The following is a 26,282-nucleotide window of genomic DNA, read 5'->3' as shown; positions in this document are numbered from 1 at the left end:
ATGAAAAATATCGTTATCCTGATTTCAGGGCGTGGCTCCAACATGGAAGCCATCGTCCGCGCGTGTGCCGCCGAGGGCTGGCCGGCGCGCGTGGCGGCCGTCCTGTCCAACCGGCCCGATGCCGAGGGCCTGCAGTTCGCCGCCGACCACGGCGTGCCCACGGGCGTGGTGGACCACACCCGGTATGCCGACCGCGCCACCTTTGACGCGGCCCTGGCCGCCGCCATCGACGCCCACGCCCCCGACGTGGTCGTGCTGGCCGGCTTCATGCGCATCCTGACGCCGGCCTTCGTCGACAAATACGCCGGGCGCATGCTCAATATCCATCCGTCGCTGCTGCCGTGTTTCCCTGGCATGTACACCCATCGCCAGGCCATCGAGGCCGGCGTCAAGGTGCATGGCGCGAGCGTCCATTTCGTCACACCCGAACTCGATCACGGCCCGGTCATCGTCCAGGCTGCGCTCGACGTGCTGCCGGGCGACACGCCCGAAAGCCTGGCCGAGCGCCTGTTGCCGGCCGAACACGCGATCTACCCGCGCGCTGTGCGCTGGTTCGTCGAGGACCGCCTGCGCGTGCATGCCGGCGTGGTCCGCGTCGAACCCCACGAATCCCAGTTGTTTACGGCCTTTGCTGCCGCTACGGAGGTGCAGTCATGAGCCGGAATACCGCAGGGGCGCGCCAGCCCGTCCGCAACAAGCGCAAGGCCACGCCGATCCGCCAGTCCGCGCGCAGCGGCGATCACCGCGACAGCCGCGACGGCCAGGCGCCGCAGCAGGGCCGCGCCGCGCACGGCGGGCTGCATGCCGTGCATATCCAGCACATCGACCGCCTGCTGGGCAAGGTGCTGATGTTCACGCGCCCGTCCGACGTGGTGGTGAGCTACTACTTCCGCGAGAACCCCAAGCTGGGCCACCGCGAGCGCGGCATCATCGCCGAGGCGGTGTTCGCGGTGTTGCGCCGGCGCGTCGAATTCTCGCAGTTCGCCGCCAGCGGCACGGGCACCTCGCAGCGCCGCCTGGCCCTGCTGGGCCTGGCCGCCACGCTCGGCCGCGATGTCCTCACGCCGTTCCTGCTGCCCGAGGAAGGCGAATGGCTGGACCGCCTGACCACCATCGAGCGCTCGAGCCTGGCGCCGCGCGTGCGCGCCAACCTGCCCGAATGGCTGTTCGACGAGCTCGCCGCCCGCCACGACCAGGCCTTCGTCGAAGCGCTCGGCGACGCCTGGCTGCGCCCGGCCCCGCTGGACCTGCGCGCCAACCTGGCCAAGACCTCGCGCGAGGCCGCGCTGGCCGAGCTGGAAGCCGCCGGGCTCAAGGCCGAGCCCACGCCGATGGCGCCCGCCGGCATCCGCCTGGCCGGCAAGCCCGCGCTCAACCAGCTGCCGCTGTTCGTCAACGGCCTGGTCGAGGTGCAGGACGAAGGCAGCCAGCTGCTGTGCAACCTGGTCGCGCCCAAGCGCGGCGAGATGGTGGTCGACTTCTGCGCGGGCGCCGGCGGCAAGACGCTGGCGCTGGGCGCGCTGATGCGCTCCACCGGCCGCCTCTATGCGTTCGACGTGTCCGAGAAGCGCCTGGCCAACCTCAAGCCGCGCCTGGCGCGCAGCGGGCTGTCCAACGTGCATCCGGTGCAGATCGATTCCGAGCACGACGCCAAGATCAAGCGCCTCGCCGGCAAGATCGACCGCGTGCTGGTGGACGCGCCGTGCAGCGGCCTCGGCACGCTGCGGCGCAACCCGGACCTGAAGTGGCGCCAGACGCCGCAGTCGGTGCTGGAGCTGACCGCCAAGCAGGCCTCGATCCTCGAGTCCGCCGCGCGCCTGGTCAAGGTCGGCGGGCGCGTGGTCTATGCCACCTGCAGCGTGCTGGAAGCCGAGAACGAAGGCATCGTGCGCGGGTTCCTGTCCACGCATGCGGGCTTCCGCCTGGTGCCGGCCGCGCAGGTGCTGGCCGAGCAGAAGATCGTGGTGCCGGGCTTGCCGGAAGACGCCGAGATGCTGGCGCTCTATCCGCACCTGCATCAGACCGACGGCTTCTTCGCCGCGGTGCTGGAGCGCGTCAGCTAAGACCGCCGCGGTAAAGCAAGGGGCGCTGCCGGTCAGCGCCTTTTTTTTGCGCCCGCTTTCTCGCGGTCGGCGCTGCCGCCGCGAAATCCTGCCCGGACTTCTGCGCCGCCGGCGCAGATCGCGGAAGGCGGCCGGGTCCTCCGGCCCGATCCGGTTGCGCGCTTCGATGCGCTGCGCAGCCGACACGGCAATTGTCTGCGCGCGCGCCCCATCCCGGTGGACTAGGCCTTCTGGCCGACGGGCGGGGATGCGCGGCGCGCCTGCCTTGTGCCGGCGCGGGCTCGCCGCCGCCAGCGTGCGCCGGAACACATCGCCGTCCGCCATTCGCACGGGCTGGCGGACGGCCGGAGTTCAATACATTGAGGCCGCCCCAACTTGTCTTGACATGCGAAGCAACCTACCTTGACAGGACAACGCAGCGCCGGCGAAGGCATCGGCGCGCGGCGGGCGCGGCCCATTCATTCTGGCCGGCGCGATTTCGATGGGAAGCCGCCGTTCCGGCTCGCGCCGCAGCGGCGCGCGGTGATGGGAGGGGGAGGATGCTGCATTCATTTTTCTTCGCGTCCGCGGACAGGCGGCCCGGCGACCACGCCTTGTGGGCCGACGGCCGCTACTACACCTACGAGGAAGTCCGCGCGCGCGCACGCGGCATCAGCATGGCGCTGGCGCCGTTCGCCGGCGGTCCCAATCGCAACTGCATCCTGTTCGCGCACCGCAGCGCGTGCGCCTACGCCGGCCTGCTCGGCGTGCTGGCCGCCGGCATGGCCTACGTGCCGATCCATGCGCGCTTCCCGCCGGCGCGCAACGCCGCCATCATCGCGCGCTCGGGCGCGCGCGTGATGCTGGTCGACCATGTTTGCGCGCCGCAGCTCGCGGCGCTGCTGCCGCTGCTGCCGCCGGACCTGCGCATCGTCATGCTCGACGCGCGGGCGTGGGACGCCGCCGGCGGCAACGCGCCGCCGCCGCCGTCCGCGCCCTTCGTGCACGATGCGCCGGCGGCGTGGCCCGCCGCCGTCGGGCCGGACGACCTCGCCTACCTGATCTTTACCTCGGGCACCAGCGGGCCGCCCAAGGGCGTGATGATCCCGCACGGCAGCGCGGTGGCCTACGTCAATGCGCAGATGCGGCGCTATCCCTGCGAGCCTGGCGCGCGCTTCAGCCAGTTCGCCGACCTCACCTTCGATTTCTCGGTGCACGACGTGCACGTCTGCTGGGCCAACGGCGCGTGCCTCTACGTGCCGACGCTGCAGGACCCGCTCTACCTGGCCGGCTTCATCCGCGAGCACCACATCACCCACTGGGCCAGCGTGCCGTCCGTGCTGGCGCTGCTGCAGCAGTTCCGCAAGCTGGCGCCCGGCGCCTTTCCCAGCGTGAAGATGACCCTGATGGGCGGCGAGGCGCTGCCCAAGGGCCTGGCCGAGGCCTGGTCGCGGGCCGCGCCGAACACGCGCATCGTCAACGGCTACGGCCCCACGGAAACCACGGTGATCGTGCTGACCTTCGAGCTCACGCCCGCCTTTCTTGCCGATGCGTCGCGCCCGGCGGTGCCGCTGGGCCGGCCCTACCCGGGCACCGAGGTGGTGGTGGTGGACGAGCATCTCGCGCCGGTGGCGGCCGGCGCGCAGGGCGAGCTGCTGATCGGCGGCGCGCAGCTCGCGCGCGGTTATCTGTCGGCGAACCCGCTCGACGGCGAGCGCTTCTTCGCGCGTGCCTATCCGGGGCGCGCCTGCCGCCGCTGGTACCGCACCGGCGACGCGGTGAGCGAATCGCCCGACGGCCTGTTGTACCACGGGCGCATCGACACGCAGGTCAAGATCCGCGGCAACCGCATCGAGCTGCAGGAGATCGAGCAGGTGGTGCAGGCCGCCAGCGGCAGCGCCCAGTGCGCGGTGCTGGCGTGGCCGCTGGACGAGGCCGGCAAGCCGATCGGCCTGGTGGCGTTCGTGCTGGCGCCGGCCGACGAGTCGCTGGGCGAGATGGGCGCGCGCGCGGCGCGCATCCGCCATGCCTGCAAGCAGAGCCTGCCGGTCTACGCGCGGCCCGACCGCATCGTCTGCCTCGACGGCTTTCCCATCAACGTGAACGGCAAGATCGACCGCAATCAGCTGCTGGCGCGCTGCGCGCATCTCGAGGCCGATGCCGACGGCGCGGCGCGTTGCCGCAGCGGCACGGCCGCGGCTTGAGCGCGGCTTGAGCGCGGCGCGCGATGCGCCCGGGCCGCGCGGCATGGGGCCGCGGGCATGCACGGAGTTCGCCCATGAGGCCTTTGCACTTCGACGGATGTTTCGGCTGGTACCACGCGGCCACGGGCGCGTGCGCGGTCGTGCTGTGCAACGCGGTCGGCCATGAAGCCCTGTGGACCCACGCCGGCCTGGCGCGGCTGGCGGAGCGGCTCGCGGCGCAAGGCGTGCCGGTGCTGCGGTTCGACTATCCCGGCACGGGGGATTCGGCGGATGCGGTGGCCGCGGCGGACCGCGTGGAGGACGGCGCCGGGGCGCCGGCCAACTGCGTCGATGCCTGCGTGGCATCGATCGGCCAGGCCGGCAACCTGCTGCGGCGCTTGTCCGGCGCGCGCGAGATCGTGCTGCTGGGCGTGCGCGGCGGCGCCGCGCTGGCCGCGCTGGCGGCCGCGCGCCGCGCCGGCGGGCTCGACGTCGCCGGGCTGGCGCTGCTCGCGCCGGTGGCGAGCGGGCGCATGCTGATGCGCGAGATGCGCATGATCGCCCAGACCTGGCGCTCGCTGGCGGGGCGCGCGGTGACGGCGGCGGCCGATGCTGCGCCGGCTTCCGCGCCGGTGGGCGCCGACATCCTGGGCATTCACTTCACCGCGGCCGACCTCGAGGCGTTCTCCCGCATCGACCTGTGCGCCGCCGCGAGCGCGCCGGCGCCGCGCGTGTTCATCGCCGGGGCCGGGCCCGATGAGGCGCTGCCCCGGCACTACGCCGCGCTGGGCGCGCAGGTCAGCACCGTGCCGTTTCCCGAGGTGGTCGGCTGGCTGCAGGACCCGCTGCACGGCACGCCGCCCGATGCCACCTTCGCCGCCGTCGCCGGCTGGCTCGCCGGCATGGCGTCGGCCGCCGGCAGGGCCGAAGCGCGGGCGGGGGAGGGCATTGGCGCGGCGGGCGTGGCGCCGTGCCTGCGCGCGGCGGCCTGGGTGGAAACGCCGGTGCGCTTCGGCCAGGGGCTGTTCGGCATGCTGTGCGAGCCGCGCGGCGAATGGCCCGGGCGGCCGGCCGTGCTGATCAACAACGCGGGCGGCACGCACCACGTCGGCGCCGGCCGCGGCGGCGTCATGCTGGCGCGGCGGCTGGCCGAACGCGGCGTGGCGTCGTTGCGCATCGACGTGCGCGGCATCGGCGACGCCAGCATCGGCGCGCGGGCCATCAAGGACGCGGTGCCGGCCGACCCGGAAGGCTATCTCGACGCGATTGCCGCCTGCGACTGGCTGCAGGCCCGCGGCTACGGCGAGGTGGTGGTGTTCGGCGTGAGCTACGGCGCCAACGTCGGCCTGCATGCGGCCGGCGCGCATCCCGGCGTGGTGGGCGCGGTGCTGGTCAACCTGCAGCGGCTGCTGCGCCGGGAGACCTTCACCCGCCCGCGCTGGCTGATCCACGGCCGCAGCGCGCCCACGGCGGAAGAGGGCGTGCCCGGCACGGACGCGGCCTCGGTGCTGCCCAGGCCGGCCCCGGCCGAGCAGCAGGAGATCGAGACCCTGCTGCGCAAGCTCGAGGCGCGCGGCACCGTGCTGCGCCTGCTGTTCGGGCCGGAAGATCCCGGGCCGTACGAGCTGGCGCGTTTCTTCGGGCCGCGGCTCGAAGGCCTGGCCGGGTTCGGCATGCTGCAGATCGAGACCATCGAAGGGCTCGACCACGGCATGCTGAACCCGCCGGGGCGCGCGCGCGTGATCGGCTATTGCGTCGATCTGCTGAGCGGCGCGCTGCATCCCGGCGCGGACCTGCCGGCCCGGCTGCGCCGCGCCGCGCAGCCGTGGCGCGGCATGCCCGGCTGCCGCGGACGGTGCGGCTGAGGCCGGCCGCGCCACGGAGGTGGGTCCAGGAAGTGGGTCCAGGAAGTGGGCCGCCGCGCCGCGGGCGGCTAGAATGGCTGACCTTTCGCGGGTCGGGCGCCGGGCGCCCGTGCCGCCCGCCGGCCGCGCCGCTTGCCGCGCGTGCCTGGCCAGCCACATCCAAGCATGAACCCGAATTCCCTGACCGAACTCCATGTATCGCATCCCGCCTTTGGCCGCATGCTCAACGACCTGATCCTCGATGCCGGCGGCCCCGGCTTCATCTGGCAACTGGCGGTGCTGGCCGGCTGCCTGGCGGTGGCGTGGCCGCTGGCGCGGCTGGTGGTCAAGCGGCTCGAGGCCCGCTACGACGGCTCCAGCTTCGCGCTGCGCTTCGCCGCGACCAGCCTCGAGCGCGCCATGTTCCCGCTGTTCGGCTGGCTGCTGGTGACGGTCGGGCGCTTCGGGCTGGAGCAGCTGATGTCGGTCAGCGTGCTGCGGCTGGCGCTGGTGCCGCTGTCCGGCATCACGTTCCTGTATTTCGCCTTCTACATCCTGCGGCGCGTGCTGTCCGGCAATGGCCAGCTGCAGGGCATGCTGCTGCTGGTGGAGAAGGTGCTGACCACGCTGGTGTGGGCCGGCATGGCGCTGTACGTGCTGGGCCTGCTGTGGGACGTGGTCGGCTGGATGGAGTCGGTGCGCTTTTCCATCGGCGGCAAGCAGAAGATCAACCTCGCCGACACGCTGGCGGGGGTGGTGTGGATCCTGCTCACGGTGCTGGTGGCGATGTGGTTCGGCTCGTGGCTGGAAGAGCGCCTGATGCGCTCGGCCGGGCTGGACAGCAACCTGAAAGTGGTCCTGACCAGACTTTCGAAGGCGCTGCTGCTGCTGGTGTCGCTGCTGCTGAGCCTGTCGCTGGTCGGCATCGACCTGACCGTGCTGTCGGTCTTCGGCGGCGCGCTCGGCGTGGGCCTCGGCCTGGGCTTGCAAAAGATCGCCAGCAACTACATCTCGGGTTTCATCATCCTGCTCGACCACTCGGTCAAGCTCGGCGACCAGATCACGGTGGACAAGTACACCGGCACCGTCTCGCAGATCCGCACGCGCTACACCGTGGTGCGCAACGGCGACGGCGAAACCCTGGTGCCGAACGAGCAACTGGTGGCGCAGGCGGTGCAGAACCATTCGTTCTCGAATACCAATGTGCGCGTGGCCACACGCGTGCAAGCCGACTACGCCGCCGACCCGGAAACGGTGCTGGCGCTGCTGGCAGAAGCGGCGCAGGGCGTGCCGCGCCTGCTGGCCGAGCCGGCGCCGGCGGCGTTTCTGGTGGCGTTCGCCGACAATGGCATCGAATACGAGCTGGCCGGCTACATCGCCGACCCGCAGAACGGCAAGCTGGGCGTGCAATCGGCGCTGAACCGGGCGATATGGCGCACGTTCCGCGAACATGGCATCTCGATCCCCTATCCGCAGCGCGAGGTGCGGATGCTCGGCCAGGCGGCGCCGGCGGTCGGCGGGGAAGGCGAGGAAGTAGTTGATAAGACGCTTTTGGCGGCCTCCGCCGCGCGCGAGGGCGATGCAACATAGGCATTCGCGGGACGTTTGATGCACCTTGCGGAACGTTCCGCGTTGCTTACCATCAAATTCGGGGAAAAACGGATGTTCCGTTGATGACGTTCCGGTAGAATTGTCATAGTTGCGGGTTCCGAGTTTTCGACCTCCCGCCCCCACACCAGACAGCCGCCAGATTGCAGCGGCTCGTGCCCAGTCCCGCCGGCGGCAGAATCTGCCCAAGGCGCCAGACGCGCATGCCGGGGGCTCCGGCGAGCGCCGGGGTTTCCGGCAGGCGCCCTACGACGCAATCACTGATTTTGCAGTCCTTTTTCTGCACCTGTTTGCGGTCCGCCCTGTCGTGCCGCAATAGCGCAATAGCACCTGTTTAATCGACGGAGAACAGTTTGTTCGACACTATTCTTGACTGGGCCTCGAACGGCCTTGCCAACTGGTCCTGGTGGGAGATCGTCATCTACACCCTGGTGGTGACGCACATCACCATCGCGGGCGTCACCATCTACCTGCACCGCTGCATGGCGCACCGGTCGCTGGATCTGCACCCGATCGCCGCGCATTTCTTCCGCTTCTGGCTGTGGCTGACCACCGGCATGGTCACGAAGGAGTGGACCGCCATCCACCGCAAGCACCACGCCAAGTGCGAGACCGAGGAAGATCCGCACAGCCCGCAGACCCGCGGCATCCGCAAGGTGCTGCTGGAAGGCGCCGAGCTGTACCGCGCCGAGGCCAAGAACCGCGAAACCGTCACCAAGTTCGGTCACGGCACGCCGGACGACTGGGTCGAGCGCAATGTGTACTCGCGCTTCGGCTGGCAGGGCGTGGGCCTGATGCTGATCATCGACGTCGCGCTGTTCGGCGTGATCGGCCTGAGCGTGTGGGCCGTGCAGATGCTGTGGATCCCGATCCACGCCGCCGGCATCATCAACGGCCTGGGCCACTGGTGGGGCTATCGCAACTACGATTGCGAGGACGCCTCGACCAACGTGTCGCCGTGGGGCCTGATCATCGGCGGCGAAGAGCTGCACAACAACCACCATACCTACCCGACCTCGGCCAAGTTCTCGATCAAGTGGTACGAGTTCGACGTGGGCTGGGGCTACATCCGCGCCATGCAGGCGGTCGGCCTGGCCAAGGTCAAGAAGACCCCGCCCAAGGCGCGCCTGGTGGAAGCCCGCCCGGTGGACCACAACACGCTGGAAGCCATCATCGCCAACCGCTACGACGTGATGGCGCGCTACGCCAAGGCCGTCAAGAGCGCGTACAAGCAGGAACTGGAAAAGCTCAAGGAAGCCCGCGTGGCCGAGTACAGCAGCTTCAAGCCGGCGCGCAAGTGGTTCCACCGCGAGGAAGGCAAGCTGGCCGACCCGCAACGCAAGCAGCTCGCGAACATCGTCGAGCAGAACAAGTCGCTGCATACCTTCGTGGAAATGCGCCGCGAGCTGGCCGCGATCTGGGGCCGCTCCAACCTGACGCGCGAGCAGTTGCTGCAGCAGCTGCAGGCCTGGTGCCACCGCGCCGAGGCCAGCGGCATCCAGGCCCTGCACGATTTCTCGCTGCGCCTGCGCCGCTACGCGTAAGGCCAGGCCCGTGGCGGGCCGCAGCCCGATCCGGCGCGGCCTGTTACAATGCACTGCGCCCGAAAGCCCCGCCCCTGGCGGGGCTTTTGTTTTCGCTAAACTCCCCCATGTCAGGGCCAGCAGCGAGGCACGCGGCGGCCAAGAGGAGTATCGGAGATGACCCCACAAACGATCAAGACCGTCGAGTTCGAGAAACCGAACCTCTCGGCGGTGTCCCCCGAAGGTGTGAGCTGCGTCGCCCACGCCTGGGCAAAAGTGCCGCCGGTGCTGTCCGCGCCGGAGCGCGACGCGCTCAAGGAGCGCATCAGGGCACTGCTCAAGGCCCGCGACGCGGTGCTGGTCGCCCACTATTACGTGGATGCCGACCTGCAGGACCTGGCCGAGGAAACCGGCGGCTGCGTGTCCGACTCGCTCGAGATGGCGCGCTTCGGCCGCGATCACCCGGCCAAGACGCTGGTGGTCGCCGGCGTGCGCTTCATGGGCGAGACCGCCAAGATCCTGAGCCCCGAAAAGACCGTGCTGATGCCGGACCTCGACGCGACCTGCTCGCTCGACCTGGGCTGCCCGGCCGACGAATTCACCGCGTTCTGCGACGCGCATCCCGACCGCACCGTGGTGGTCTACGCCAACACCAGCGCCGCCGTGAAGGCGCGCGCGGACTGGATGGTGACGTCCAGCATCGGCCTGAAGATCGTCGAGCACCTGCATGCCCAGGGCAAGAAGATCCTGTGGGCGCCCGACAAGCATCTCGGCAGCTACATCCAGAAGCAGACCGGCGCCGACATGCTGCTGTGGCAGGGCTCATGCCTGGTGCACGACGAGTTCAAGGGCATCGAACTGGACCTGCTGCGCCGCGAATTCCCCAAGGCCAAGATCCTGGTGCACCCGGAATCGCCGGCCCACGTGGTCGAGCAGGCCGACGTGGTCGGCTCCACCTCGCAACTGATCGCGGCGGCGGTGGCGCTGGACGCCGACGAGTTCATCGTCGCCACCGACAACGGCATCCTGCACAAGATGCGCATGGCCGCGCCGGGCAAGCGCTTCATCGAGGCGCCCACGGCCGGCAACAGCGCCACCTGCAAGAGCTGCGCGCACTGCCCGTGGATGGCCATGAACGCGCTGACCAACCTGGCCGAGGTGCTCGAGCGCGGCCACAACGAAATCCACGTCGACGCGCAGATCGGCCGCCAGGCCGTGACCTGCATCGACCGCATGCTCGATTTCGCCGCGCAGCAGAAGGCCAATGTGCGCCCGCGCGGGGATCTCGCCGCGGAGCAGGCGCTGTTCAAGGGCATCGGCCCGGCATGAGTGACAGGAGCAAGGCAGGCAGCATGAGCATCAACAACCCGATTTTCGACAGTTTCGGCCCCGCGCTCGCCGAGGCGCTGCAGGCCAACGTGCGCGCGGCCATCGCCGAGGACGTCGGCAGCGGCGACCTCACCGGCCTGCTGGTGCCGGCGGACAAGTGCGCGCAGGCGCGCGTGATCGTGCGCGAAGAGGCCGTGCTGTGCGGCCAGCCGTGGTTCGAGGCGTGCATGCGCGCCGTCGACCCGGCGCTGGAAGTGCGCTGGCTGCAGGCCGAGGGCGCGCGCATGGCGCCCGATTCCGCGGTGTGCGAGATCGCCGGCCCGGCGCGCACGCTGCTGACCGCGGAGCGCCCGTCGCTGAATTTCCTGCAGCTGCTGTCCGGCGTGGCCACCGCCACGCGGCGCTACGCCGACCTCATCGCAGGCACCCGCGCGCGCGTGCTGGACACGCGCAAGACCCTGCCCGGGCTGCGCCTGGCGCAGAAGTACGCGGTGCGCGTCGGCGGCGGCGAGAACCAGCGCCTCGCGCTCTACGACGGCATCCTGATCAAGGAGAACCACATCGCGGCGGCCGGCAGCATCACCGCGGCGATGCGGGCCGCGCAGGCGCTCGAGACCGGCGTGTCGGTGCAGGTGGAAGTGGAGACCCTGGCCGAGCTCGAAGAAGCGCTGGCCGCCGGCGCCAAGTCGATCCTGATCGACAACTTCACCGTGCCGATGATGCACGACGCCGTGCGCATCAACGCGGGGCGCGCGCTGCTGGAAGTGTCGGGCGGGGTCAACGCGGACACCATCCGCGTGTTCGCCGAGACCGGCGTGGACCGGATCTCGGTGGGCGCGCTGACCAAGGATGTGCGCGCCACCGACTACTCGCTGAGGATCTCAGCCTAGCGCGGCGCAGCCGCGCTCCGTTCTCACTCTCTCCCCCGGCCCCTCTCCCGCAAGCGGGAGAGGGGAGCAAATCCCAAGATCCTACTTCCCGGCTTCCCGCTTGAACACCGGCTGCATGACGGTCGGCAGTGCCTTGGGCAGCGTGTCGGGATAGTCCCGGCTGTAGTGCAGGCCGCGGCTTTCGTGCCGCGAGTAGGCGCTGTCCACGATCAGCGACGCCACCTCGACGAGGTTGCGCAGCTCCAGCAGGTCGCGCGTGACGCGGAAATTGGCGTAGTACTCGGCGATCTCCTCGCGCAGCAGGCTGATGCGGTGCTGCGCGCGCTCGAGCCGCTTGCTGGTGCGCACGATGCCAACGTAGTTCCACATCATGCGGCGCAGCTCGTCCCAGTTGTGCGAGACCACGACTTCCTCGTCGGCGTCCGCCACGCGGCTCTCGTCCCACACCGGCAGGGCGATGTCGGGCTGGCCGGCCTTGTCCTGCGATGCGATGTCGAGCGCCGCGGCGCGGCCGATCACCATGCATTCCAGCAGCGAGTTCGATGCCAGCCGGTTGGCGCCGTGCAGGCCGGTGCAGGCGGTTTCGCCCACGGCGTAGAGGTTCGCCAAGTCGGTGCGCCCGGCGGTGTCCGTCACCACGCCGCCGCAGGTGTAGTGCGCCGCGGGCACCACGGGGATCGGCTCGCGCGCGATGTCGATGCCCAGCTCCAGGCAGCGCGCGTGGATGGTGGGGAAGTGCTCGCGCAGGAACGACTCGGGCTGGTGGCTGATGTCGAGGTGCACGTAGTCCAGGCCGCGCTTCTTCATTTCGAAGTCGATCGCGCGCGCCACCACGTCACGCGGCGCCAGCTCGGCGCGCGCGTCGTGCTCGGGCATGAAGCGCGTGCCGTCGGGCAGCTTGAGCAGGCCGCCTTCGCCGCGCACCGCCTCGGAGATCAGGAAGGACTTGGCGTAGGGATGGTACAGGCAGGTCGGGTGGAACTGGATGAACTCCATGTTCGAGACCCGGCAGCCCGCGCGCCATGCCATCGCGATGCCGTCGCCGGTGGCCGTGTCGGGGTTGGTGGTGTACAGGTACACCTTGCCCGCGCCGCCGGTGGCCAGCACCGTGTGGGTGGCGGTGAGGGTGCGCACCTCGCCGCTGGCGTCGTCCAGCACGTAGAGGCCGTAGCAGCGGTTGCCCGGCAGGCCGAGCTTGCGCGAGGTGATGAGATCCACGGCGAAGTGGTCCTCGATCACGGTGATGTTCGGGTGGTTGCGCGCCTGCTCGGTCAGCGTGGTCACGACCGCGTGGCCGGTGGCGTCGGCGGCGTGGATGATGCGCCGGCGGCTGTGGCCGCCTTCGCGCGTGAGGTGGAAGCCGAGCTCGGCCTGCTCGTCGCGCGTGAACGGCACGCCGCGGTCGATCAGCCACTGGATCGCTTCGCGCCCGTGCTCCACGATGAAGCGCGTGGCGCCGTCGTCGCACAGTCCCGCGCCGGCGACCAGCGTGTCCTGGGTGTGCTCGTCGTGACTGTCGCCGGAGTCGAGCACGGCCGCGATGCCGCCCTGGGCCCAGTCGCTGGCGCCCTGCGTCATGGCGCGTTTGCAGATAATGACAACCCGATGGGTGTCGGCCAGTTGCAGCGCGACCGTCAGACCGGCCAGTCCGCTGCCGACAATGGCGACATCGAAGTTCATGATGCGAAGGGGCGCGCGCGGCGCGCGGCCGGGTGGCAGGAAAGCTGGAAAGTGTACACCCGGCGCGCCGTCACGTGGGCATGCGGGTGCGCGCGGGCGCAGGCGGGATGCGGGTACGGAACGCAGCGACGGCCGGCCCGGAAAAGCAAAAACCCCGCATGAGCGGGGTTTTCACGGACATGCCGCGCGAATCGGCATGCGGAACGCAGCGATCAATTACTTGATCTTGGTTTCCTTGTACGACACGTGCTTGCGCACGACGGGATCGAACTTCATGATCTCCATCTTTTCCGGCATGGTGCGCTTGTTCTTCGTGGTCGTGTAGAAGTGACCCGTACCTGCAGTCGACTCCAGCTTGATTTTGTCGCGTCCGCCTTTGCTGGCCATGATGTACTCCTAATTAGACTTCGCCGCGTGCGCGCAGGTCGGCGAGCACGGAGTCGATGCCTTTCTTGTCGATCAGGCGCAGGCCGGCGTTCGAGACGCGCAGGCTCACCCAGCGGTTTTCCGATTCAACAAAGAAACGACGATTCTGCAGGTTGGGCAGAAAACGGCGCTTGGTCTTGTTGTTTGCGTGGGAAACGTTGTTGCCGACCATCGGCGCTTTCCCGGTCACTTGACAGACGCGTGCCATGAAGCACTCCTAAATCTTCTATTCGTGGACAATGTTCGCAACAGATCAACAAAAGGCGCGCGGCCCGGACTGCAGCGGTTAAGACTTCAGCAAAACGGGCATTATAGACCGGAAAGCTCCGGCGGATCAATGCCTTCCGCAGTTTACCGTGCACAGGCGGGCCGTTCGTGCCGTTTCACGCACTATTGCACGGCTTCCGGTCCGGTCCGTGTGCGCCATGTACCGCATGCGGCGGCATGTGGCTCACAGTTCGCCATGCTCCGCGAACGAGTGGATCGTGGTGCCCGCCACGATGAAATGGTCGAGCACCCTGACGTCGATCAGCGCCAGCGAGCGCGTCAGCGAGCGGGTCATCGACAGGTCCGCGCTGCTGGGCATGGCGTTGCCCGACGGATGGTTGTGCGCCACGATCACGGAGGCCGCATTATGCAGCAAGGCCTGGCGCGCCACCTCGCGCGGATAGACGCTGGTCTGCGTCAGGCTGCCGCGGAACAGTTCCTCGCTGGCCAGCAGGCGGTTGCGCGCGTCGAGGAACAGGCACATGAAGACCTCGTGCTCGTAGGCCGACAGCGTCAGGCGCAGGTAATCGCGCACCGCGGCCGGCGAATCGAGCCCGCCGGGCAGCGTCAGGCGCTCGGCCAGCCCGCGCCGGGTCAGTTCCTGGGCCGCCTGCAGCTGGGCGTACTTGGCGGTACCCATGCCGCGCACGCGGGCAAATTCCTCCGCCTTGGCGGAAAACAGGCAACTGAGCGTGCCGAAGTCGTTGAGCAGCTCGCGCGCGAGGTCGACCGCGCTCTTGCCGGCCACGCCCACGCGCAGGAATACGGCGAGCAGCTCGGCGTCCGACAGCGCGGCAGCGCCCTCGCGCAGCAGTTTTTCGCGCGGCCGCTCGCTGCTGGGCCAGTCGGTAATGCGCATGACACGATCCCCCCGGAACAATGGCACTGCGTGGCGGCGCGCGCCGGCATGGACAAGGCGGCGCGCGGTCGAGTCGCTTACAATACGGGTTGTCGACTGGTTGAGCACCCATGAATCTGCAAACTTTTGCGTCAGGGCCGCAGGGCGGCGCCGCTGACGGTCGCAAGACCGTGCAGCCGGATTCCTTCCTGACCCTGCACTACAGCATCTCCCTCGAGAACGGCACGGAGATCATCAGCACGTTCGAAGAGAAACCCGCCACGCTGCTGCTGGGCCAGGGCCAGTTCGCGCCCACCCTGGAGCAGGCCCTGCTGGGCATGCCCGAGGGCGAGCGCATGACCTACCGGCTGGCGCCGGAGCATGCCTTCGGCCCGCGCAATCCGGAACTGCTGCAGCGGGTGTCGCTCGCCACGCTGCGCGAAAACAGTTCGTTCGAAGAGAACTACACGCCGGGCGACCTGGTCGAGTTCAATGCGCCCGGCGGCGGCAAGTACGCCGGTGTGCTCAAGGAGATCGGCGAGACCGCCGCGCTGTTCGATTTCAATCATCCGCTGGCCGGGCAGACCATCCTGTTCGACGTCCAGCTGATCGGCATTCTCTAGGCTGAACCAGGCCGGTCCCGCGCCGGCCGCATTGCACTGAATTTCCGCATGTCCGAACTCACCACAGCCGCCGAAGCCGAGATCCTGATGGCGCAGCCCCGCGGCTTCTGCGCCGGCGTGGATCGCGCCATCGAGATCGTCGAGCGTGCCCTCGCGCGCTACGGCGCGCCGATCTACGTGCGCCACGAGATTGTCCACAATGCCTACGTGGTCGAGGACCTGCGCCGCAAGGGCGCGATCTTCGTGCAGGAGCTGGAGGAAGTGCCGTCCGGCTCCACCGTCATCTTCAGCGCGCACGGGGTGTCCAAGGAAGTGCGCGCCGACGCGACCGTGCGCGGCCTCAACGTGTTCGACGCCACCTGCCCGCTGGTGACGAAGGTCCACGTCGAGGTGGGCAAGATGCGCGCCGAGGGCTGCGAGATCATCATGATCGGCCACGCCGGCCACCCGGAGGTCGAGGGCACGATGGGCCAGACCGAGGGCGGCATGCTGCTGGTGGAATCGGCCGAGGACGTGGCGAGGCTCGCCGTGTCCGACCCGAGCCGGCTGGCCTTCGTGACCCAGACCACGCTGTCGGTGGACGAGACGCTGGAGATCGTCGCCGCGCTGAAGGCGCGCTTCCCGCAGATCCGCGAGCCCAAGAAGCAGGACATCTGCTACGCCACGCAGAACCGCCAGGACGCCGTGAAGTTCATGGCGCCGCAGGTGGAAGTGGTGATCGTGGTGGGCAGCCCCAACAGCTCGAACTCCAACCGCCTGCGCGAGCTCGCCGAGCGCCTGGGCGTGCCGGCCTACATGATCGACTCGCCGGACCAGCTCCGCCCGGAATGGGTCGCGGGCAAGCGCCGCATCGGCCTGACCGCCGGCGCGTCCGCGCCGGAGGCGCTCGCGCAGTCCATCGTCGAGCGCCTGCGCCTGCTCGGCGTGCGCCACGTGCGCGCGCTCGACGGCATCGAGGAGAAGATGTCGTTCCCGCTGCCGCGCGGACTGGTGCCCTCGGCCTGATCCACGCGCGCCCGGCACCGGCCCGTTCCCCGGGCCGTGCCGCCGCGCCGGCGGCATGCGCCGGCCGCTGCCTTCCTTTCCGCTTTCCCGCCTGACTGCCTGCGCCGACGCCGCGTGCCGACGTTGCGCGTCGGCTCCACGCGCCCCCGCCCGCCCGTCCTTCCGTGCCCGCCCTTCGGCGGTGCGCCGCGGGCCGGCGCCGCGCACCCGCATGCGGCCGTCCCGGACCGGCCGCGGCCATGCACCAGGATGCGGCATGAATATGCCGCGACCCCTCGCCGATAATGCACGGCGGCGGTGCCTATTCGCCTTTACGTGTCTGTCGCGGCAGACAAATAAGGGAATTCCCTAGAGTTAGGAGTTTCCCTATTATGGTGCCGGGCTATTAGGCTCTTGTATTAGAAGGGACGCGCTCCTATTAAATGAAACGCCTATTTAATACGGTCCCCTCGCGAGTGATGCAAGCGCAGCAAAAGCCGGGTCTGGATGGGGGTAGGCACGATTCTTGTTAGTAACGAAGGCTAGCCCGCGAGTAGGCGGGAATTGCCCCAATGTGTGCATTGGGGAAATTCCCTAGCTCACTTTGTGGGTTAATCCTTCAGGTTGTTGCGTCGCATATTGCATCCGCAAAAAAAGGGGATACAATTCGCGCGTTTCAAATTGAAACTAAACAAAGGCGGTTCAGGGGAAACGTCCGGGGGGCGTTGGTTTACCCTGATCATGTGAATCCTAGGAGATCACTCATGCAAATCACGTTTGCCAAGATTCTGCCGATCGCAGCCGCAGTGGCGCTGGTTACTGCTTGCGGCAAGAAGGAAGAAAAGCCGGCCGATGCGGCAGCGTCGGCACCTGCTGCCGCAGCCGCTCCCGCAGCCGGCAGCGGTGACACCGTAGTCAAGATCGGCCACGCGGCTCCGCTCACCGGCGGCATCGCTCACCTTGGCAAGGACAACGAAAACGGCGCCCGCCTGGCCGTGGAAGAAGTCAACAAGGCCGGCCTCGAAATCAACGGCAAGAAGATCACGCTCGAACTGGTCGGCGAAGACGACGCGGGCGATCCGAAGACCGGCACCGCCGTGGCGCAGAAGCTGGTCGACGAGAAGGTCGTGGCCGTGGTCGGCCACCTGAACTCGGGCGTATCGATCCCGGCCTCCAAGATCTACAGCGATGCCGGCATCGCGCAGATCTCGCCGTCGTCGACCAACCCCGACTACACCAAGCAAGGCTTCAAGACCACCTTCCGCGTGGTGGCCACCGACGCCCAGCAGGGCCCGGCGCTGGCCAACTACGCCACCAAGAGCCTGCATGCCAAGTCCGTGGCCATCGTCGACGATGCCACTGCCTACGGCAAGGGCCTGGCCGACGAGTTCGAGAAGACCGTCAAGGCTTCGGGCGTGAACGTGGTGGCGCGTGAAGCCACCAACGACAAGGCCACCGACTTCAAGGCCATCCTGACCAAGATCAAGGGCAAGAAGCCCGACGTGATCATGTACGGCGGCATGGACGCCACCGGCGGCCCGTTCGCCAAGCAGGCCAAGGAACTTGGCATCGGCTCCAAGATCGTCGGCGGCGACGGCGTGTGTACCGACAAGGTGGCCGAGCTGGCCGGCGACGCGGTGTCCAACATCATCTGCTCGGAAGCCGGCCTGGCCCTGTCGAAGATGGAGCAGGGCGCGGACTTCGACAAGCGCTACCAGGCTCGCTTCAACGCCCCGGTGCAGATCTACGCGCCGTTCACGTATGACGCCGTGATGGTCATCGTCGACGCCATGAAGCGCGCCAACTCGACCGAACCGGCAGCCATCCTGGCCGAAATGCCCAAGACGAACTACAAGGGCCTGATCGGCAACATCGCCTTCGACGACAAGGGCGACATGAAGGAAGGCACGATCACGCTTTACGAATACAAGGACAAGAAGAAGACCGTCCTCGACGTCGTGAAGATGTAATCCGGGCTTACCGGCCCATCCGAACGGCACCGCGAGCACTTTGCGGTGCCGTTTTTTTAGCCTCGCCGAACATACGGCATCCTTACCAGGGGTGCACCAGGCAGGCCGCTTACCAGCACATAACACACTACCAAACCACTCACACATTACCGTCTGCCCGGCAACCACTCCACGCCGCGGAGCCTCGGACGGAGCAAGGAGTTTTCATGGATATCTTTATCCAGCAGATCGTGAATGGTCTGGTGCTCGGCAGCATCTATGCGCTGATCGCACTTGGCTACACCATGGTCTACGGCATTCTCGGGATCATCAACTTCGCCCACGGCGACGTGCTGATGATCGGCGCACTGACTGCCCTCTCGGCGATCCTCGGATTGCAGAAATTCGCCCCGGGCCTGCCCGAATGGCTCACGCTGGTCATCGCGACGCTGATCGCCATGCCCGTGTGCGCTGTCCTGGCCTACACCATCGAGCGGGTCGCCTACCGGCCGCTGCGCAACGCGCCGCGCCTGGCGCCGCTGATCACCGCCATCGGCGTGTCCATCATCCTCCAGACGATGGGCATGCTGATCTGGTCGCGCAATCCGCTGACCTTCCCGCAACTGCTGCCGTCCAGCCCGATCGACATCGGCTCGACCGGCGCCACCATCACCGGCAAGGAAATCGTCATCATCGGCATGGCGCTGATGGTCATGGCGGGCCTGCTGACGCTGGTCAACCGCACCAAGCTCGGCCGCGCCATGCGCGCCACCGCCGAGAACCAGAAGGTGGCCGGCCTGATGGGCGTGAACCCGAACTTCGTGATCTCCGCCACCTTCATGATCGGCGCCGCGCTGGCCGCGCTGGCCGGCGTGATGATGGCCACCAACTATGGCAACGCCCACTTCTACATGGGCTTCATCCCCGGCCTGAAGGCGTTCACCGCCGCGGTGCTGGGCGGCATCGGCAACCTCGCCGGCGCGATGGTCGGCGGCATGCTGCTGGGCCTGATCGAAGCGCTCGGCGCCGGCTACATCGGCGACCTCACCGGCGGTGTCTTCGGCTCCAACTACCAGGACGTGTTCGCCTTCATCGTGCTGATCATCGTCCTTGTGTTCCGTCCGTCCGGCATCATGGGCGAGCGGGTTTCCGAACGCGCCTGAGGAGAGAATCCATGAGTGCCCCGATTCCATCCACGGCGCAACCCGCGCCGCTGACCAAGACCCCGGCCAAGACCCTGGCCGCGCTGCTTGCCTTCCTGGTGGTCGCCCTGTGCGCGCCGTTCCTCGTGCAGACGCTGGGCGGCAACTACTGGGTGCGCGTGCTCGACTTCGCGCTGATCTACATCATGCTGGCCCTGGGCCTGAACATCGTGGTGGGCTTCGCCGGCCTGCTCGACCTCGGCTACATCGCCTTCTACGCGGTCGGCGCCTACCTGATGGCGCTGCTCGGCTCGCCCCACCTGGCGAACCAGTTCGAGTGGATCCACAACCTGTTCCCCAACGGCCTGCACCTGTCGATGTGGTTCGTGCTGCCGATCGCGGTGGCGGTGGCGGCCACGTTCGGCGTGCTGCTCGGCGCGCCGACGCTCAAGCTGCGCGGCGACTACCTGGCCATCGTGACGCTGGGCTTCGGCGAGATCATCCGCATCTTCATGAACAACCTCGACCGCCCGATCAACATCACGAACGGGCCGAAGGGCATCACCGCGGTGGACTCGGTCCATATCTTCGGCTTCGATTTCTCGAAGTCGCACGAGATCTTCGGGCTCAAGTTCACGCCGGTGTTCATGTACTACTACCTGCTGGTGTTCCTGGTCATCGTGATCGTGTTCATCTGCCTGCGCCTGCAGAACTCGCGCATCGGCCGCGCCTTCGTCGCCATCCGCGAGGACGAGATCGCCGCCAAGGCGATGGGCATCAACACCCGCAACGTCAAGCTGCTGGCCTTCGCGATGGGCGCCTCGTTCGGCGGCGCCTCAGGCGCGGTGTTCGGCGCGTTCCAGGGCTTCGTGTCGCCGGAATCGTTCGTGCTGTGGGAGTCCATCTACATCCTCGCCATCGTGGTGCTGGGCGGCATGGGCCACATCCCGGGCGTGATCCTCGGCGGCATCCTGCTGGTGGGCTTCCAGGAACTGCTGCGCGTGGTCGCCGAGCCGGCCCAGCGCATGGTCTTCGGCCACGCCATCGTCGACGCGGAAGTGCTGCGCCAGCTGCTGTTCGGCCTGGCCCTCGTGATCGTGATGCTGTACCGCCCGGCCGGCCTGTGGCCGTCGCCGCGCAAGGAAGACCGCCCGGTCGTGCGCCGCCCCGGCAGCGTCGGCCGTTTCTGACCAGGAGGACAAGATGAGCAACGAGAACTTCCTCCTGTCGGTACAGGGGGTCAACAAGCGCTTCGGCGGGCTGCAGGCCCTGTCCGACGTGGGCCTGCAGATCCGTCCGGGCCAGATCTACGGCCTGATCGGCCCCAACGGCGCCGGCAAGACCACGTTCTTCAACGTGATCACCGGCCTCTACACGCCGGACTCGGGCGAGTTCGTGCTGGGCGGCCAGGCCTACCAGCCGACCGCCGTGCACGAAGTGGCCAAGGCCGGCATCGCCCGCACGTTCCAGAACATCCGCCTGTTCGGCGAGATGACCGCGCTGGAAAACGTCATGGTGGGGCGCCACGTGCGCACCAAGGCCGGCATCTTCGGCGCCATCTTCCGCCCGCCGCACGTGCGGCACGAGGAAGAGGGCATCGAGGACATGGCGCATGACCTGCTCGAGTACGTGGGCATCGGCAAGTACGCCAACTTCACCTCGCGCAACCTCTCCTACGGCCATCAGCGCCGCCTCGAGATCGCCCGGGCGCTGGCCACCGAGCCCAAGCTGCTGGCCCTGGACGAGCCCGCCGCCGGCATGAACGCCACCGAGAAGGTGGAGTTGCGCGGCCTGCTCGACAAGATCCGCAGCGACGGCAAGACCATCCTGCTGATCGAGCACGACGTGAAGCTGGTGATGGGCCTGTGCAACAGCCTGACCGTGCTCGACTACGGCAAGGTCATCGCGCAGGGCCTGCCGCAAGACGTCCAGAACAATCCAGCGGTGATCGAGGCTTACCTCGGTACCCCGACGCACTGACGGGGAAAGAGACGATGAAAGATACGCTACTGAAGATTTCCGGCCTGAAGGTCGCCTACGGCGGCATCCAGGCCGTCAAGGGCATCGACCTCGAGATCCGCGACGGCGAGCTGGTGACGCTGATCGGCGCCAACGGCGCCGGCAAGACCACCACCATGAAGGCCATCACCGGCCTGCAGGGCTGGGCCGGCGGCGACGTCGAGTACATGGGCAAGTCCATCAAGGGCGTGCCCAGCTACGTGCTGCTCAAGCAGGGCCTGGCGATGGTGCCGGAAGGCCGCGGCGTGTTCGCGCGCATGACCATCACCGAGAACCTGCAGATGGGCGCCTACACGCGCAGCGACGAGGCCGGCATCAAGGACGACATCGACCGCATGTTCGGCATCTTCCCGCGCCTGAAGGAACGCGCCAACCAGCTCGCCGGCACCATGTCCGGCGGCGAGCAGCAGATGCTGGCGATGGCGCGCGCGCTGATGAGCCAGCCCAAGCTGCTGCTGCTCGACGAACCCTCGATGGGCCTGTCGCCGATCATGGTGGCGAAGATCTTCGAGGTGGTGCGCGACATCTCGGCGCAGGGCGTGACCGTGCTGCTGGTCGAGCAGAACGCGCGCCTGGCCTTGCAGGCCGCGCACCGCGGCTACGTCATGGAGTCCGGTCTCGTCACCATGAGCGGCGACGCCAAGCAGATGCTGGACGACCCGAAGGTGAGGGCGGCTTACCTGGGCGAGTGACCGCCGCCTCCGCGCATCACGAAAAAAGCCCCGCGCGAGCGGGGCTTTTTCTTTTCGTGCCGGCTCGCAGCCGGCGGGCGCCGGGAATCAGGCCAGCTTCTTGAGCAGCGTGCGCAGCATGCCGATCATCTGGTCGATCTCTTCCCGCGTGACGTTCAGCGCCGGCATGAAGCGCAGCAGGCTCGGGCGCGGCGCGTTGAGCAGCAGGCCTTCGGGCTGCATCTCGCGCGCTTCCTCGACCAGCTGCGGGCCGATGTCCTTGTTGAGCACCAGCGCGCGCAGCAGGCCTTCGCCGCGCTCGCCGCCGAGGCCGAACTCGGCCGACAGCGCCAGCAGTTGCTCGCTCAGGTAGGCGGCCTTTTCCTGCACGCCCTGCAGGAAGCCCGGCTTGGTCAGCTCGCCGATCACGGCGCTGCCCACCGCGGTCATCAGCGGGTTGCCGTTGTAGGTGCCGCCCTGGTCGCCGGCCTCGAAGCTGGCCACCTCGGCCTTGCACAGCAGCGCGGCCAGCGGCACGCCGCCGCCGATGCCCTTGCCCAGCGTCATGATGTCCGGCTCCACGCCCGACAGCTCATACGCGAACAGCGTGCCGCAGCGCCCGCAGCCGGTCTGCACTTCGTCGACGATGAACAGCAGCTTGTGCTGGTCGGCCAGCTTGCGCAGGCCCTGCATGAATTCGCGCGTGGCGGGGATCACGCCGCCTTCGCCCTGCACCGGCTCGAGCATGATGGCCACGGTCTTGTCGGTGATGAGCTTTTCCACCGAGGCCAGGTCGTTCAGGTCGGCCTTGGGGAAGCCCGGCACCTGCGGCGCGAACAGCGTGTCCCAGCCGGCCTTGCCCGACGCGCTCATGGTGGCGAGCGTGCGGCCGTGGAAGCTGTGGTCCATCGTGATGATCTCGTAGGCGCCGCCCTTGTGCTTGCGGCCCCATTTGCGCGCCAGCTTGATCGCGCCTTCGTTGGCCTCGGCGCCGCTGTTGGCGAAGAAGACCTTGTCGAAGCAGCTATGGTCGGTGAGCTGCCTGGCCAGCCGCAGCATGGGTTCGTTGTAGAACGCCGGGCTCGGGTTGAGCAGCTTGCCGGCCTGCGCCGTCAGCGCGTCGATCATGACCTGGCTGGAGTGGCCCAGGCAGTTGACCGCCCAGCCCTGCACGAAGTCCAGGTAGCGCTTGCCGTTATGGTCCGTGAGCCACGAGCCCTTGCCTTCGGTGAAGACCAGTTCGGGCCGGTTGGTGATGTACATCAGGGATTGGACGGGATACTCAGCAAATGCCATGGCGGACTCCAGGGGTCGGCGTGAAACGGGGGAGAGGAGAGCGGTTGGTCGCGCGCAAGGGGGGCGCGCAAAAAAAGGGACTGCAAAAAAGGGACTGCAAAAACAAAAAGCCACGGGGGTTGCCCGTGGCTCGTCGACCTGAACAAAAGCGATGGACGGTCAGCCGCGCGGCACCCCGGTGGGGAGCATCGTACGGTAGCTGCGTCGGACCATTGCGTAGTTCATGGCGGCAAATATAAGGCGCACGCGCCCGGCTGTCAAAACGAATTTTGGACGGGCCGGGCATTGTTGCGGCAACAGGACGGTCCGCGCGGCGCTCAGGCCGCCGGGGCCGCGTGCATGTCGGCCTCGGAGGTGAACGAGTCGGCGAAGAAGGCGTCTTCGTGCAGGTCGCAGCGCAGCGTGAAGTCCTTGCGCGCGGCGTTGACCATCACCGGCGCGCCGCAGGCGTAGACCTCGAAGCCGGCCAGGTCGGGATGGTCTTCCATCACCGCCTCGTGGACGAAGCCGGTGCGGCCGTCCCAGTCGTCGGCGGGCTGCGCGTTGGAGATCACCGGCACGTAGCGGAAGTTGGGCAGCTCGCGCGCCCACTGCTCGCACAGCGCGTGCATGTACAGGTCGGCCGGGCGGCGGCCGCCCCAGTACAGCGTCATCGGGCGCGTGATGCCGGTGTAGGCGGCATGCTCGACGATGGCCTTGATCGGCGCGAAGCCGGTGCCGGAGGCCAGCAGGATGATCGGCTTGTCGGAGTCCTCGCGCAGGAAGAAGCTGCCGAGCGGGCCTTCGAAGCGCAGGATGTCGCGCTCCTTCATGGCGGGCTGGCCTTCCCTGGCGCCGAACACGTAGTCGGTGAAGGTGCCGCCGGGCATATGGCGGAAGTGCAGCTCGATCGGGCCTTCCTGGTGCGGCGGCGTGGCGATCGAGTAGCTGCGGCGCTTGCCGTCGCGCAGCAGGAATTCCACGTACTGGCCGGCCAGGTACTGCAGGCGCTCGGTGGCCGGCAGCTGCAGGCGGGCCACGATGACGTCGTCGGCCACGCGCTCCAGGCTGGCCACGCGGCACGGCACCTTCTTGATCGGGATGTCGCCGGCGCCCTGCACCTCGCGGCATTCGATGGTGATGTCCGAGGCGGCCCGGGCGCAGCAGAACAGCGCGCGGCCCTCGGTTTCCTCCTGCGCGGACAGCGCGGAGGCGGCGTGGTCGCCCTGTACGATGCTGCCGGCGGTGACGCGGCCCTTGCAGGAACCGCACGCGCCGTTCTTGCAGCCGTAGGGCAGGCCGATGCTGTGGCGCAGCGCCGCGGCGAGGATGGTCTCGTCGTCGGCGGCTTCGAACTGGCGCCCGCTGGGCATGACGGTAACTTGGTAAGCCATAATCACTCTATGAGCAAAAAACTGTCGCGACGCCGCCTGGGTCGGCCGCGCCTGCTGATCGTAGGCTGCGGGGACGTGGGCACGCGCTGCCTTCGTATTCTGTCGACGCGCTGGCGCGTCTTTGCCACCACTTCGCAGCCATCGCGCCGCCGTGAGCTGCGCGACGGCGGCGCCGTGCCGCTGCTGGCCGACCTGGACCGCCCGGCCACGCTCGCGCGCCTGGCCGGGCTGGCCAGCCGCGTGCTGCACCTGGCGCCGCCGCCGGCCGCCGGCGAGGGCGACCCGCGCACGCTGGCGCTGCTGCGCGCGCTGCGGCGAGGCGCCCGGCGGCGCTCGCCAGCCCGTGCCGCCGGCTGGTCTGCCAAGCCCGCCATTCTACCCGAGCAGGACGACAAACGGCCCGGGCGCCGGCCCGCGCGCCCGGCCCTGGTCTACGCCAGCACCTCGGGCGTGTACGGCGACCGCGCCGGCGCGCGCCTGCGGGAGTCGCACCCGGTGCGCCCGCAGACCGCGCGCGCGCGCCGCCGCGTGGCCGCCGAGCGCGCCGTGCGCGGCTTCGGGCGCGACAGCGGCTGGCGCGCCTCGATCGTGCGCATCCCCGGCATCTACGCCGAGAACCGCCTGCCGCTGGCCCGCCTGGCCAAGGGCACGCCGGCGCTGGCGCCGCAGGACGACGTCTACACCAACCACATCCATGCGCTGGACCTGGCGCGCACGATGGTGGCCGCGCTGTTCCGCGGGCGCGCCCAGCGCGTGGTGCACGCCAGCGACGACACCGAGATGCGCATGGCCGACTATTTCGACCTCGTGGCCGACCGCCGCGGCCTGCCGCGCCCGCCGCGCCTGAGCCGCGCGCAACTGCGCGAGGCGGTCGCGCCCAACCTGCTCAGCTTCATGAGCGAATCGCGCCGGCTGGAAAACACCCGTCTCAAGCGGGAGCTGCGCCTGCGCCTGCGCTATCCCACGGTGGCGTCCTTCTTCGACGCCTGATCCTGACCTTGCCCCTGACAGCCTGAACCGGCCTGAACCGGCCTGAACCGGCCTGAACCGGCCGTCCCGCCGCGCGCCATGTGCCGGCGGCGCCGGTTTTCCCCGCCGCCCCGGGTTAACCGCGCGTTGACTTGTATATACAGGATTGCTAAATTGCCGGGAAACAACCGGCGACCGGCGACCGGCGACCGGCGACCGGCGCCGCCATCGTTCGCCTCGCACCAAGGGAGCCAGGGAAGATGGGATTTCGCATGCGGGGACATGGATTGCCTGCCTCCGCGCCACGGCACCGGCGGGACCGTGCCCGCGTTTTCCGGGCGCAAGGCCGTGCCGGCGGCGGCGATCCGCGCCGGGCACCGACGTCATGAAACCCGCCATCGCCGCCACGCCCGAGCAGGCCGCGCAACTGGAAATGCCCGGCAGCCAGCCCTGCCTGCTGCTGACGCGCCGCACCTGGACCGGCGGCACGCCCGTCACCTTCGTGCGCTGCCTGCATCCGGGCAGCCGCTACCGCCTCGGCAGCCGCTTCCGCGCCGACGGCAACCCGGCCTTCGGCTGATCCGCCGGACGCCGGCTTTTTCGCAGGTCCAACCGGACGACGCTTG

Annotated in this window: 22 protein-coding genes and 1 pseudogene; 17 read left to right on the top strand and 6 right to left on the bottom strand. The window is 68.6% G+C overall.

The window, feature by feature from the left end; translation table 11 throughout:
• The 8 genes from purN to nadC all read left to right on the top strand — a co-directional run bounded on the left by purN (position 1) and on the right by nadC (position 11,419).
• Positions 1–657, top strand: coding sequence for a phosphoribosylglycinamide formyltransferase (gene purN / locus AC3WXD_RS25245; RefSeq protein ID WP_029043323.1), 657 nt, complete (start codon positions 1–3; stop codon positions 655–657).
• Positions 654–2,063 (top strand): RsmB/NOP family class I SAM-dependent RNA methyltransferase, encoded by a 1,410-nt coding sequence (locus tag AC3WXD_RS25240; RefSeq protein ID WP_020201712.1) that lies wholly within the window; start codon positions 654–656, stop codon positions 2,061–2,063. The genes purN and AC3WXD_RS25240 overlap by 4 nt, the downstream gene beginning before the upstream one ends.
• 539 nt (positions 2,064–2,602) lie before the next feature.
• Complete coding sequence (locus tag AC3WXD_RS25235; RefSeq protein ID WP_492324898.1) at positions 2,603–4,246, top strand: amino acid adenylation domain-containing protein; 1,644 nt, start codon at positions 2,603–2,605, stop codon at positions 4,244–4,246.
• 74 nt (positions 4,247–4,320) lie between these two features.
• The gene (locus AC3WXD_RS25230; protein ID WP_492324897.1) at positions 4,321–6,090 is read left to right on the top strand and encodes a serine aminopeptidase domain-containing protein; all 1,770 of its coding nucleotides are present in this window, start codon (positions 4,321–4,323) and stop codon (positions 6,088–6,090) included.
• A 165-nt stretch (positions 6,091–6,255) separates the two neighbouring features.
• A complete protein-coding gene (locus tag AC3WXD_RS25225) occupies positions 6,256–7,659 on the top strand; it encodes a mechanosensitive ion channel family protein (protein ID WP_492324896.1) in 1,404 nt (467 codons plus the stop codon).
• 371 nt (positions 7,660–8,030) lie between these two features.
• On the top strand, positions 8,031–9,221 hold the full coding sequence (locus tag AC3WXD_RS25220) for a DesA family fatty acid desaturase (RefSeq protein WP_020201708.1): 1,191 nt from the start codon (positions 8,031–8,033) through the stop codon (positions 9,219–9,221).
• A gap of 156 nt (positions 9,222–9,377) precedes the next feature.
• Complete coding sequence (gene nadA, locus AC3WXD_RS25215; protein WP_020201707.1) at positions 9,378–10,529, top strand: quinolinate synthase NadA; 1,152 nt, start codon at positions 9,378–9,380, stop codon at positions 10,527–10,529.
• A 23-nt stretch (positions 10,530–10,552) separates the two neighbouring features.
• Positions 10,553–11,419: a carboxylating nicotinate-nucleotide diphosphorylase gene (gene nadC / locus AC3WXD_RS25210; RefSeq protein ID WP_492324895.1), complete on the top strand. Its 867-nt coding sequence runs from the start codon at positions 10,553–10,555 to the stop codon at positions 11,417–11,419.
• An 81-nt stretch (positions 11,420–11,500) separates the two neighbouring features.
• Here the strand turns inward: nadC and nadB are convergent, their stop codons facing one another.
• The 4 genes from nadB to radC form a co-directional block, all read right to left on the bottom strand.
• Positions 11,501–13,099: an L-aspartate oxidase gene (gene nadB / locus AC3WXD_RS25205; RefSeq protein WP_059413561.1), complete on the bottom strand. Its 1,599-nt coding sequence runs from the start codon at positions 13,097–13,099 to the stop codon at positions 11,501–11,503.
• 216 nt (positions 13,100–13,315) lie between these two features.
• On the bottom strand, positions 13,316–13,486 hold the full coding sequence (rpmG, locus tag AC3WXD_RS25200) for a 50S ribosomal protein L33 (RefSeq protein WP_017227115.1): 171 nt from the start codon (positions 13,484–13,486) through the stop codon (positions 13,316–13,318).
• Between the two features lie 13 nt (positions 13,487–13,499).
• Positions 13,500–13,733, bottom strand: coding sequence for a 50S ribosomal protein L28 (gene rpmB, locus AC3WXD_RS25195; protein WP_006575661.1), 234 nt, complete (start codon positions 13,731–13,733; stop codon positions 13,500–13,502).
• A gap of 243 nt (positions 13,734–13,976) precedes the next feature.
• On the bottom strand, positions 13,977–14,651 hold the full coding sequence (radC, locus tag AC3WXD_RS25190) for a RadC family protein (protein WP_020201704.1): 675 nt from the start codon (positions 14,649–14,651) through the stop codon (positions 13,977–13,979).
• Between the two features lie 110 nt (positions 14,652–14,761).
• Between radC and AC3WXD_RS25185 the strand changes: the two genes are divergently transcribed.
• From AC3WXD_RS25185 to AC3WXD_RS25155, 7 genes are all read left to right on the top strand, one after another.
• The gene (locus AC3WXD_RS25185) at positions 14,762–15,253 is read left to right on the top strand and encodes an FKBP-type peptidyl-prolyl cis-trans isomerase (RefSeq protein ID WP_020201703.1); all 492 of its coding nucleotides are present in this window, start codon (positions 14,762–14,764) and stop codon (positions 15,251–15,253) included.
• A 48-nt stretch (positions 15,254–15,301) separates the two neighbouring features.
• Positions 15,302–16,258 carry a 4-hydroxy-3-methylbut-2-enyl diphosphate reductase gene (gene ispH, locus AC3WXD_RS25180; protein ID WP_059413562.1) on the top strand — a complete coding sequence of 319 codons (957 nt, stop codon included), beginning with the start codon at positions 15,302–15,304 and terminating at the stop codon, positions 16,256–16,258.
• Positions 16,259–17,001: 743 nt separating this feature from the next.
• Positions 17,002–18,207: a branched-chain amino acid ABC transporter substrate-binding protein gene (locus AC3WXD_RS25175; RefSeq protein WP_020201701.1), complete on the top strand. Its 1,206-nt coding sequence runs from the start codon at positions 17,002–17,004 to the stop codon at positions 18,205–18,207.
• Positions 18,208–18,413: 206 nt separating this feature from the next.
• On the top strand, positions 18,414–19,349 hold the full coding sequence (locus tag AC3WXD_RS25170; protein ID WP_020201700.1) for a branched-chain amino acid ABC transporter permease: 936 nt from the start codon (positions 18,414–18,416) through the stop codon (positions 19,347–19,349).
• Positions 19,350–19,360: 11 nt separating this feature from the next.
• Positions 19,361–20,518: an ABC transporter permease subunit gene (locus AC3WXD_RS25165; RefSeq protein WP_492324894.1), complete on the top strand. Its 1,158-nt coding sequence runs from the start codon at positions 19,361–19,363 to the stop codon at positions 20,516–20,518.
• A gap of 13 nt (positions 20,519–20,531) precedes the next feature.
• On the top strand, positions 20,532–21,308 hold the full coding sequence (locus AC3WXD_RS25160) for an ABC transporter ATP-binding protein (protein WP_020201698.1): 777 nt from the start codon (positions 20,532–20,534) through the stop codon (positions 21,306–21,308).
• A gap of 14 nt (positions 21,309–21,322) precedes the next feature.
• Complete coding sequence (locus AC3WXD_RS25155; RefSeq protein WP_020201697.1) at positions 21,323–22,039, top strand: ABC transporter ATP-binding protein; 717 nt, start codon at positions 21,323–21,325, stop codon at positions 22,037–22,039.
• A gap of 87 nt (positions 22,040–22,126) precedes the next feature.
• Here the strand turns inward: AC3WXD_RS25155 and AC3WXD_RS25150 are convergent, their stop codons facing one another.
• Both AC3WXD_RS25150 and AC3WXD_RS25145 read right to left on the bottom strand, forming a co-directional pair.
• The gene (locus AC3WXD_RS25150) at positions 22,127–23,314 is read right to left on the bottom strand and encodes an acetylornithine transaminase (protein ID WP_029043321.1); all 1,188 of its coding nucleotides are present in this window, start codon (positions 23,312–23,314) and stop codon (positions 22,127–22,129) included.
• Between the two features lie 317 nt (positions 23,315–23,631).
• Positions 23,632–24,687: a CDP-6-deoxy-delta-3,4-glucoseen reductase gene (locus AC3WXD_RS25145; RefSeq protein ID WP_029043320.1), complete on the bottom strand. Its 1,056-nt coding sequence runs from the start codon at positions 24,685–24,687 to the stop codon at positions 23,632–23,634.
• 9 nt (positions 24,688–24,696) lie between these two features.
• Between AC3WXD_RS25145 and AC3WXD_RS25140 the strand changes: the two genes are divergently transcribed.
• Together AC3WXD_RS25140 and AC3WXD_RS25135 are read left to right on the top strand one after the other, a co-directional pair.
• The gene (locus AC3WXD_RS25140; RefSeq protein ID WP_492324893.1) at positions 24,697–25,677 is read left to right on the top strand and encodes an NAD-dependent epimerase/dehydratase family protein; all 981 of its coding nucleotides are present in this window, start codon (positions 24,697–24,699) and stop codon (positions 25,675–25,677) included.
• A 373-nt stretch (positions 25,678–26,050) separates the two neighbouring features.
• Positions 26,051–26,236 (top strand): annotated as a pseudogene (locus tag AC3WXD_RS25135) (UTRA domain-containing protein); the annotation flags it as partial.
• Positions 26,237–26,282: the final 46 nt, after the last annotated feature.

This window comes from Cupriavidus sp. FW216-B1 (genome assembly GCF_058789195.1).
This window is presented reverse-complemented; position numbering and strand designations above follow the sequence as displayed.

Bases quoted from the DNA above. Each gene is read 5' to 3' on its own strand.
- AC3WXD_RS25160 (WP_020201698.1), top strand. From the start codon at position 20,532: ATGAGCAACGAGAACTTCCTCCTGTCGGTACAGGGGGTCAACAAGCGC.
- rpmG (WP_017227115.1), bottom strand. From the start codon at position 13,486: ATGGCCAGCAAAGGCGGACGCGACAAAATCAAGCTGGAGTCGACTGCA.
- AC3WXD_RS25175 (WP_020201701.1), top strand. From the start codon at position 17,002: ATGCAAATCACGTTTGCCAAGATTCTGCCGATCGCAGCCGCAGTGGCG.
- purN (WP_029043323.1), top strand. From the start codon at position 1: ATGAAAAATATCGTTATCCTGATTTCAGGGCGTGGCTCCAACATGGAA.
- AC3WXD_RS25170 (WP_020201700.1), top strand. From the start codon at position 18,414: ATGGATATCTTTATCCAGCAGATCGTGAATGGTCTGGTGCTCGGCAGC.
- nadC (WP_492324895.1), top strand. From the start codon at position 10,553: ATGAGCATCAACAACCCGATTTTCGACAGTTTCGGCCCCGCGCTCGCC.
- AC3WXD_RS25240 (WP_020201712.1), top strand. From the start codon at position 654: ATGAGCCGGAATACCGCAGGGGCGCGCCAGCCCGTCCGCAACAAGCGC.
- AC3WXD_RS25230 (WP_492324897.1), top strand. From the start codon at position 4,321: ATGAGGCCTTTGCACTTCGACGGATGTTTCGGCTGGTACCACGCGGCC.
- ispH (WP_059413562.1), top strand. From the start codon at position 15,302: ATGTCCGAACTCACCACAGCCGCCGAAGCCGAGATCCTGATGGCGCAG.
- rpmB (WP_006575661.1), bottom strand. From the start codon at position 13,733: ATGGCACGCGTCTGTCAAGTGACCGGGAAAGCGCCGATGGTCGGCAAC.
- AC3WXD_RS25225 (WP_492324896.1), top strand. From the start codon at position 6,256: ATGAACCCGAATTCCCTGACCGAACTCCATGTATCGCATCCCGCCTTT.
- nadB (WP_059413561.1), bottom strand. From the start codon at position 13,099: ATGAACTTCGATGTCGCCATTGTCGGCAGCGGACTGGCCGGTCTGACG.
- AC3WXD_RS25155 (WP_020201697.1), top strand. From the start codon at position 21,323: ATGAAAGATACGCTACTGAAGATTTCCGGCCTGAAGGTCGCCTACGGC.
- nadA (WP_020201707.1), top strand. From the start codon at position 9,378: ATGACCCCACAAACGATCAAGACCGTCGAGTTCGAGAAACCGAACCTC.
- AC3WXD_RS25185 (WP_020201703.1), top strand. From the start codon at position 14,762: ATGAATCTGCAAACTTTTGCGTCAGGGCCGCAGGGCGGCGCCGCTGAC.
- AC3WXD_RS25150 (WP_029043321.1), bottom strand. From the start codon at position 23,314: ATGGCATTTGCTGAGTATCCCGTCCAATCCCTGATGTACATCACCAAC.
- AC3WXD_RS25165 (WP_492324894.1), top strand. From the start codon at position 19,361: ATGAGTGCCCCGATTCCATCCACGGCGCAACCCGCGCCGCTGACCAAG.
- AC3WXD_RS25235 (WP_492324898.1), top strand. From the start codon at position 2,603: ATGCTGCATTCATTTTTCTTCGCGTCCGCGGACAGGCGGCCCGGCGAC.
- AC3WXD_RS25145 (WP_029043320.1), bottom strand. From the start codon at position 24,687: ATGGCTTACCAAGTTACCGTCATGCCCAGCGGGCGCCAGTTCGAAGCC.
- AC3WXD_RS25140 (WP_492324893.1), top strand. From the start codon at position 24,697: ATGAGCAAAAAACTGTCGCGACGCCGCCTGGGTCGGCCGCGCCTGCTG.
- radC (WP_020201704.1), bottom strand. From the start codon at position 14,651: ATGCGCATTACCGACTGGCCCAGCAGCGAGCGGCCGCGCGAAAAACTG.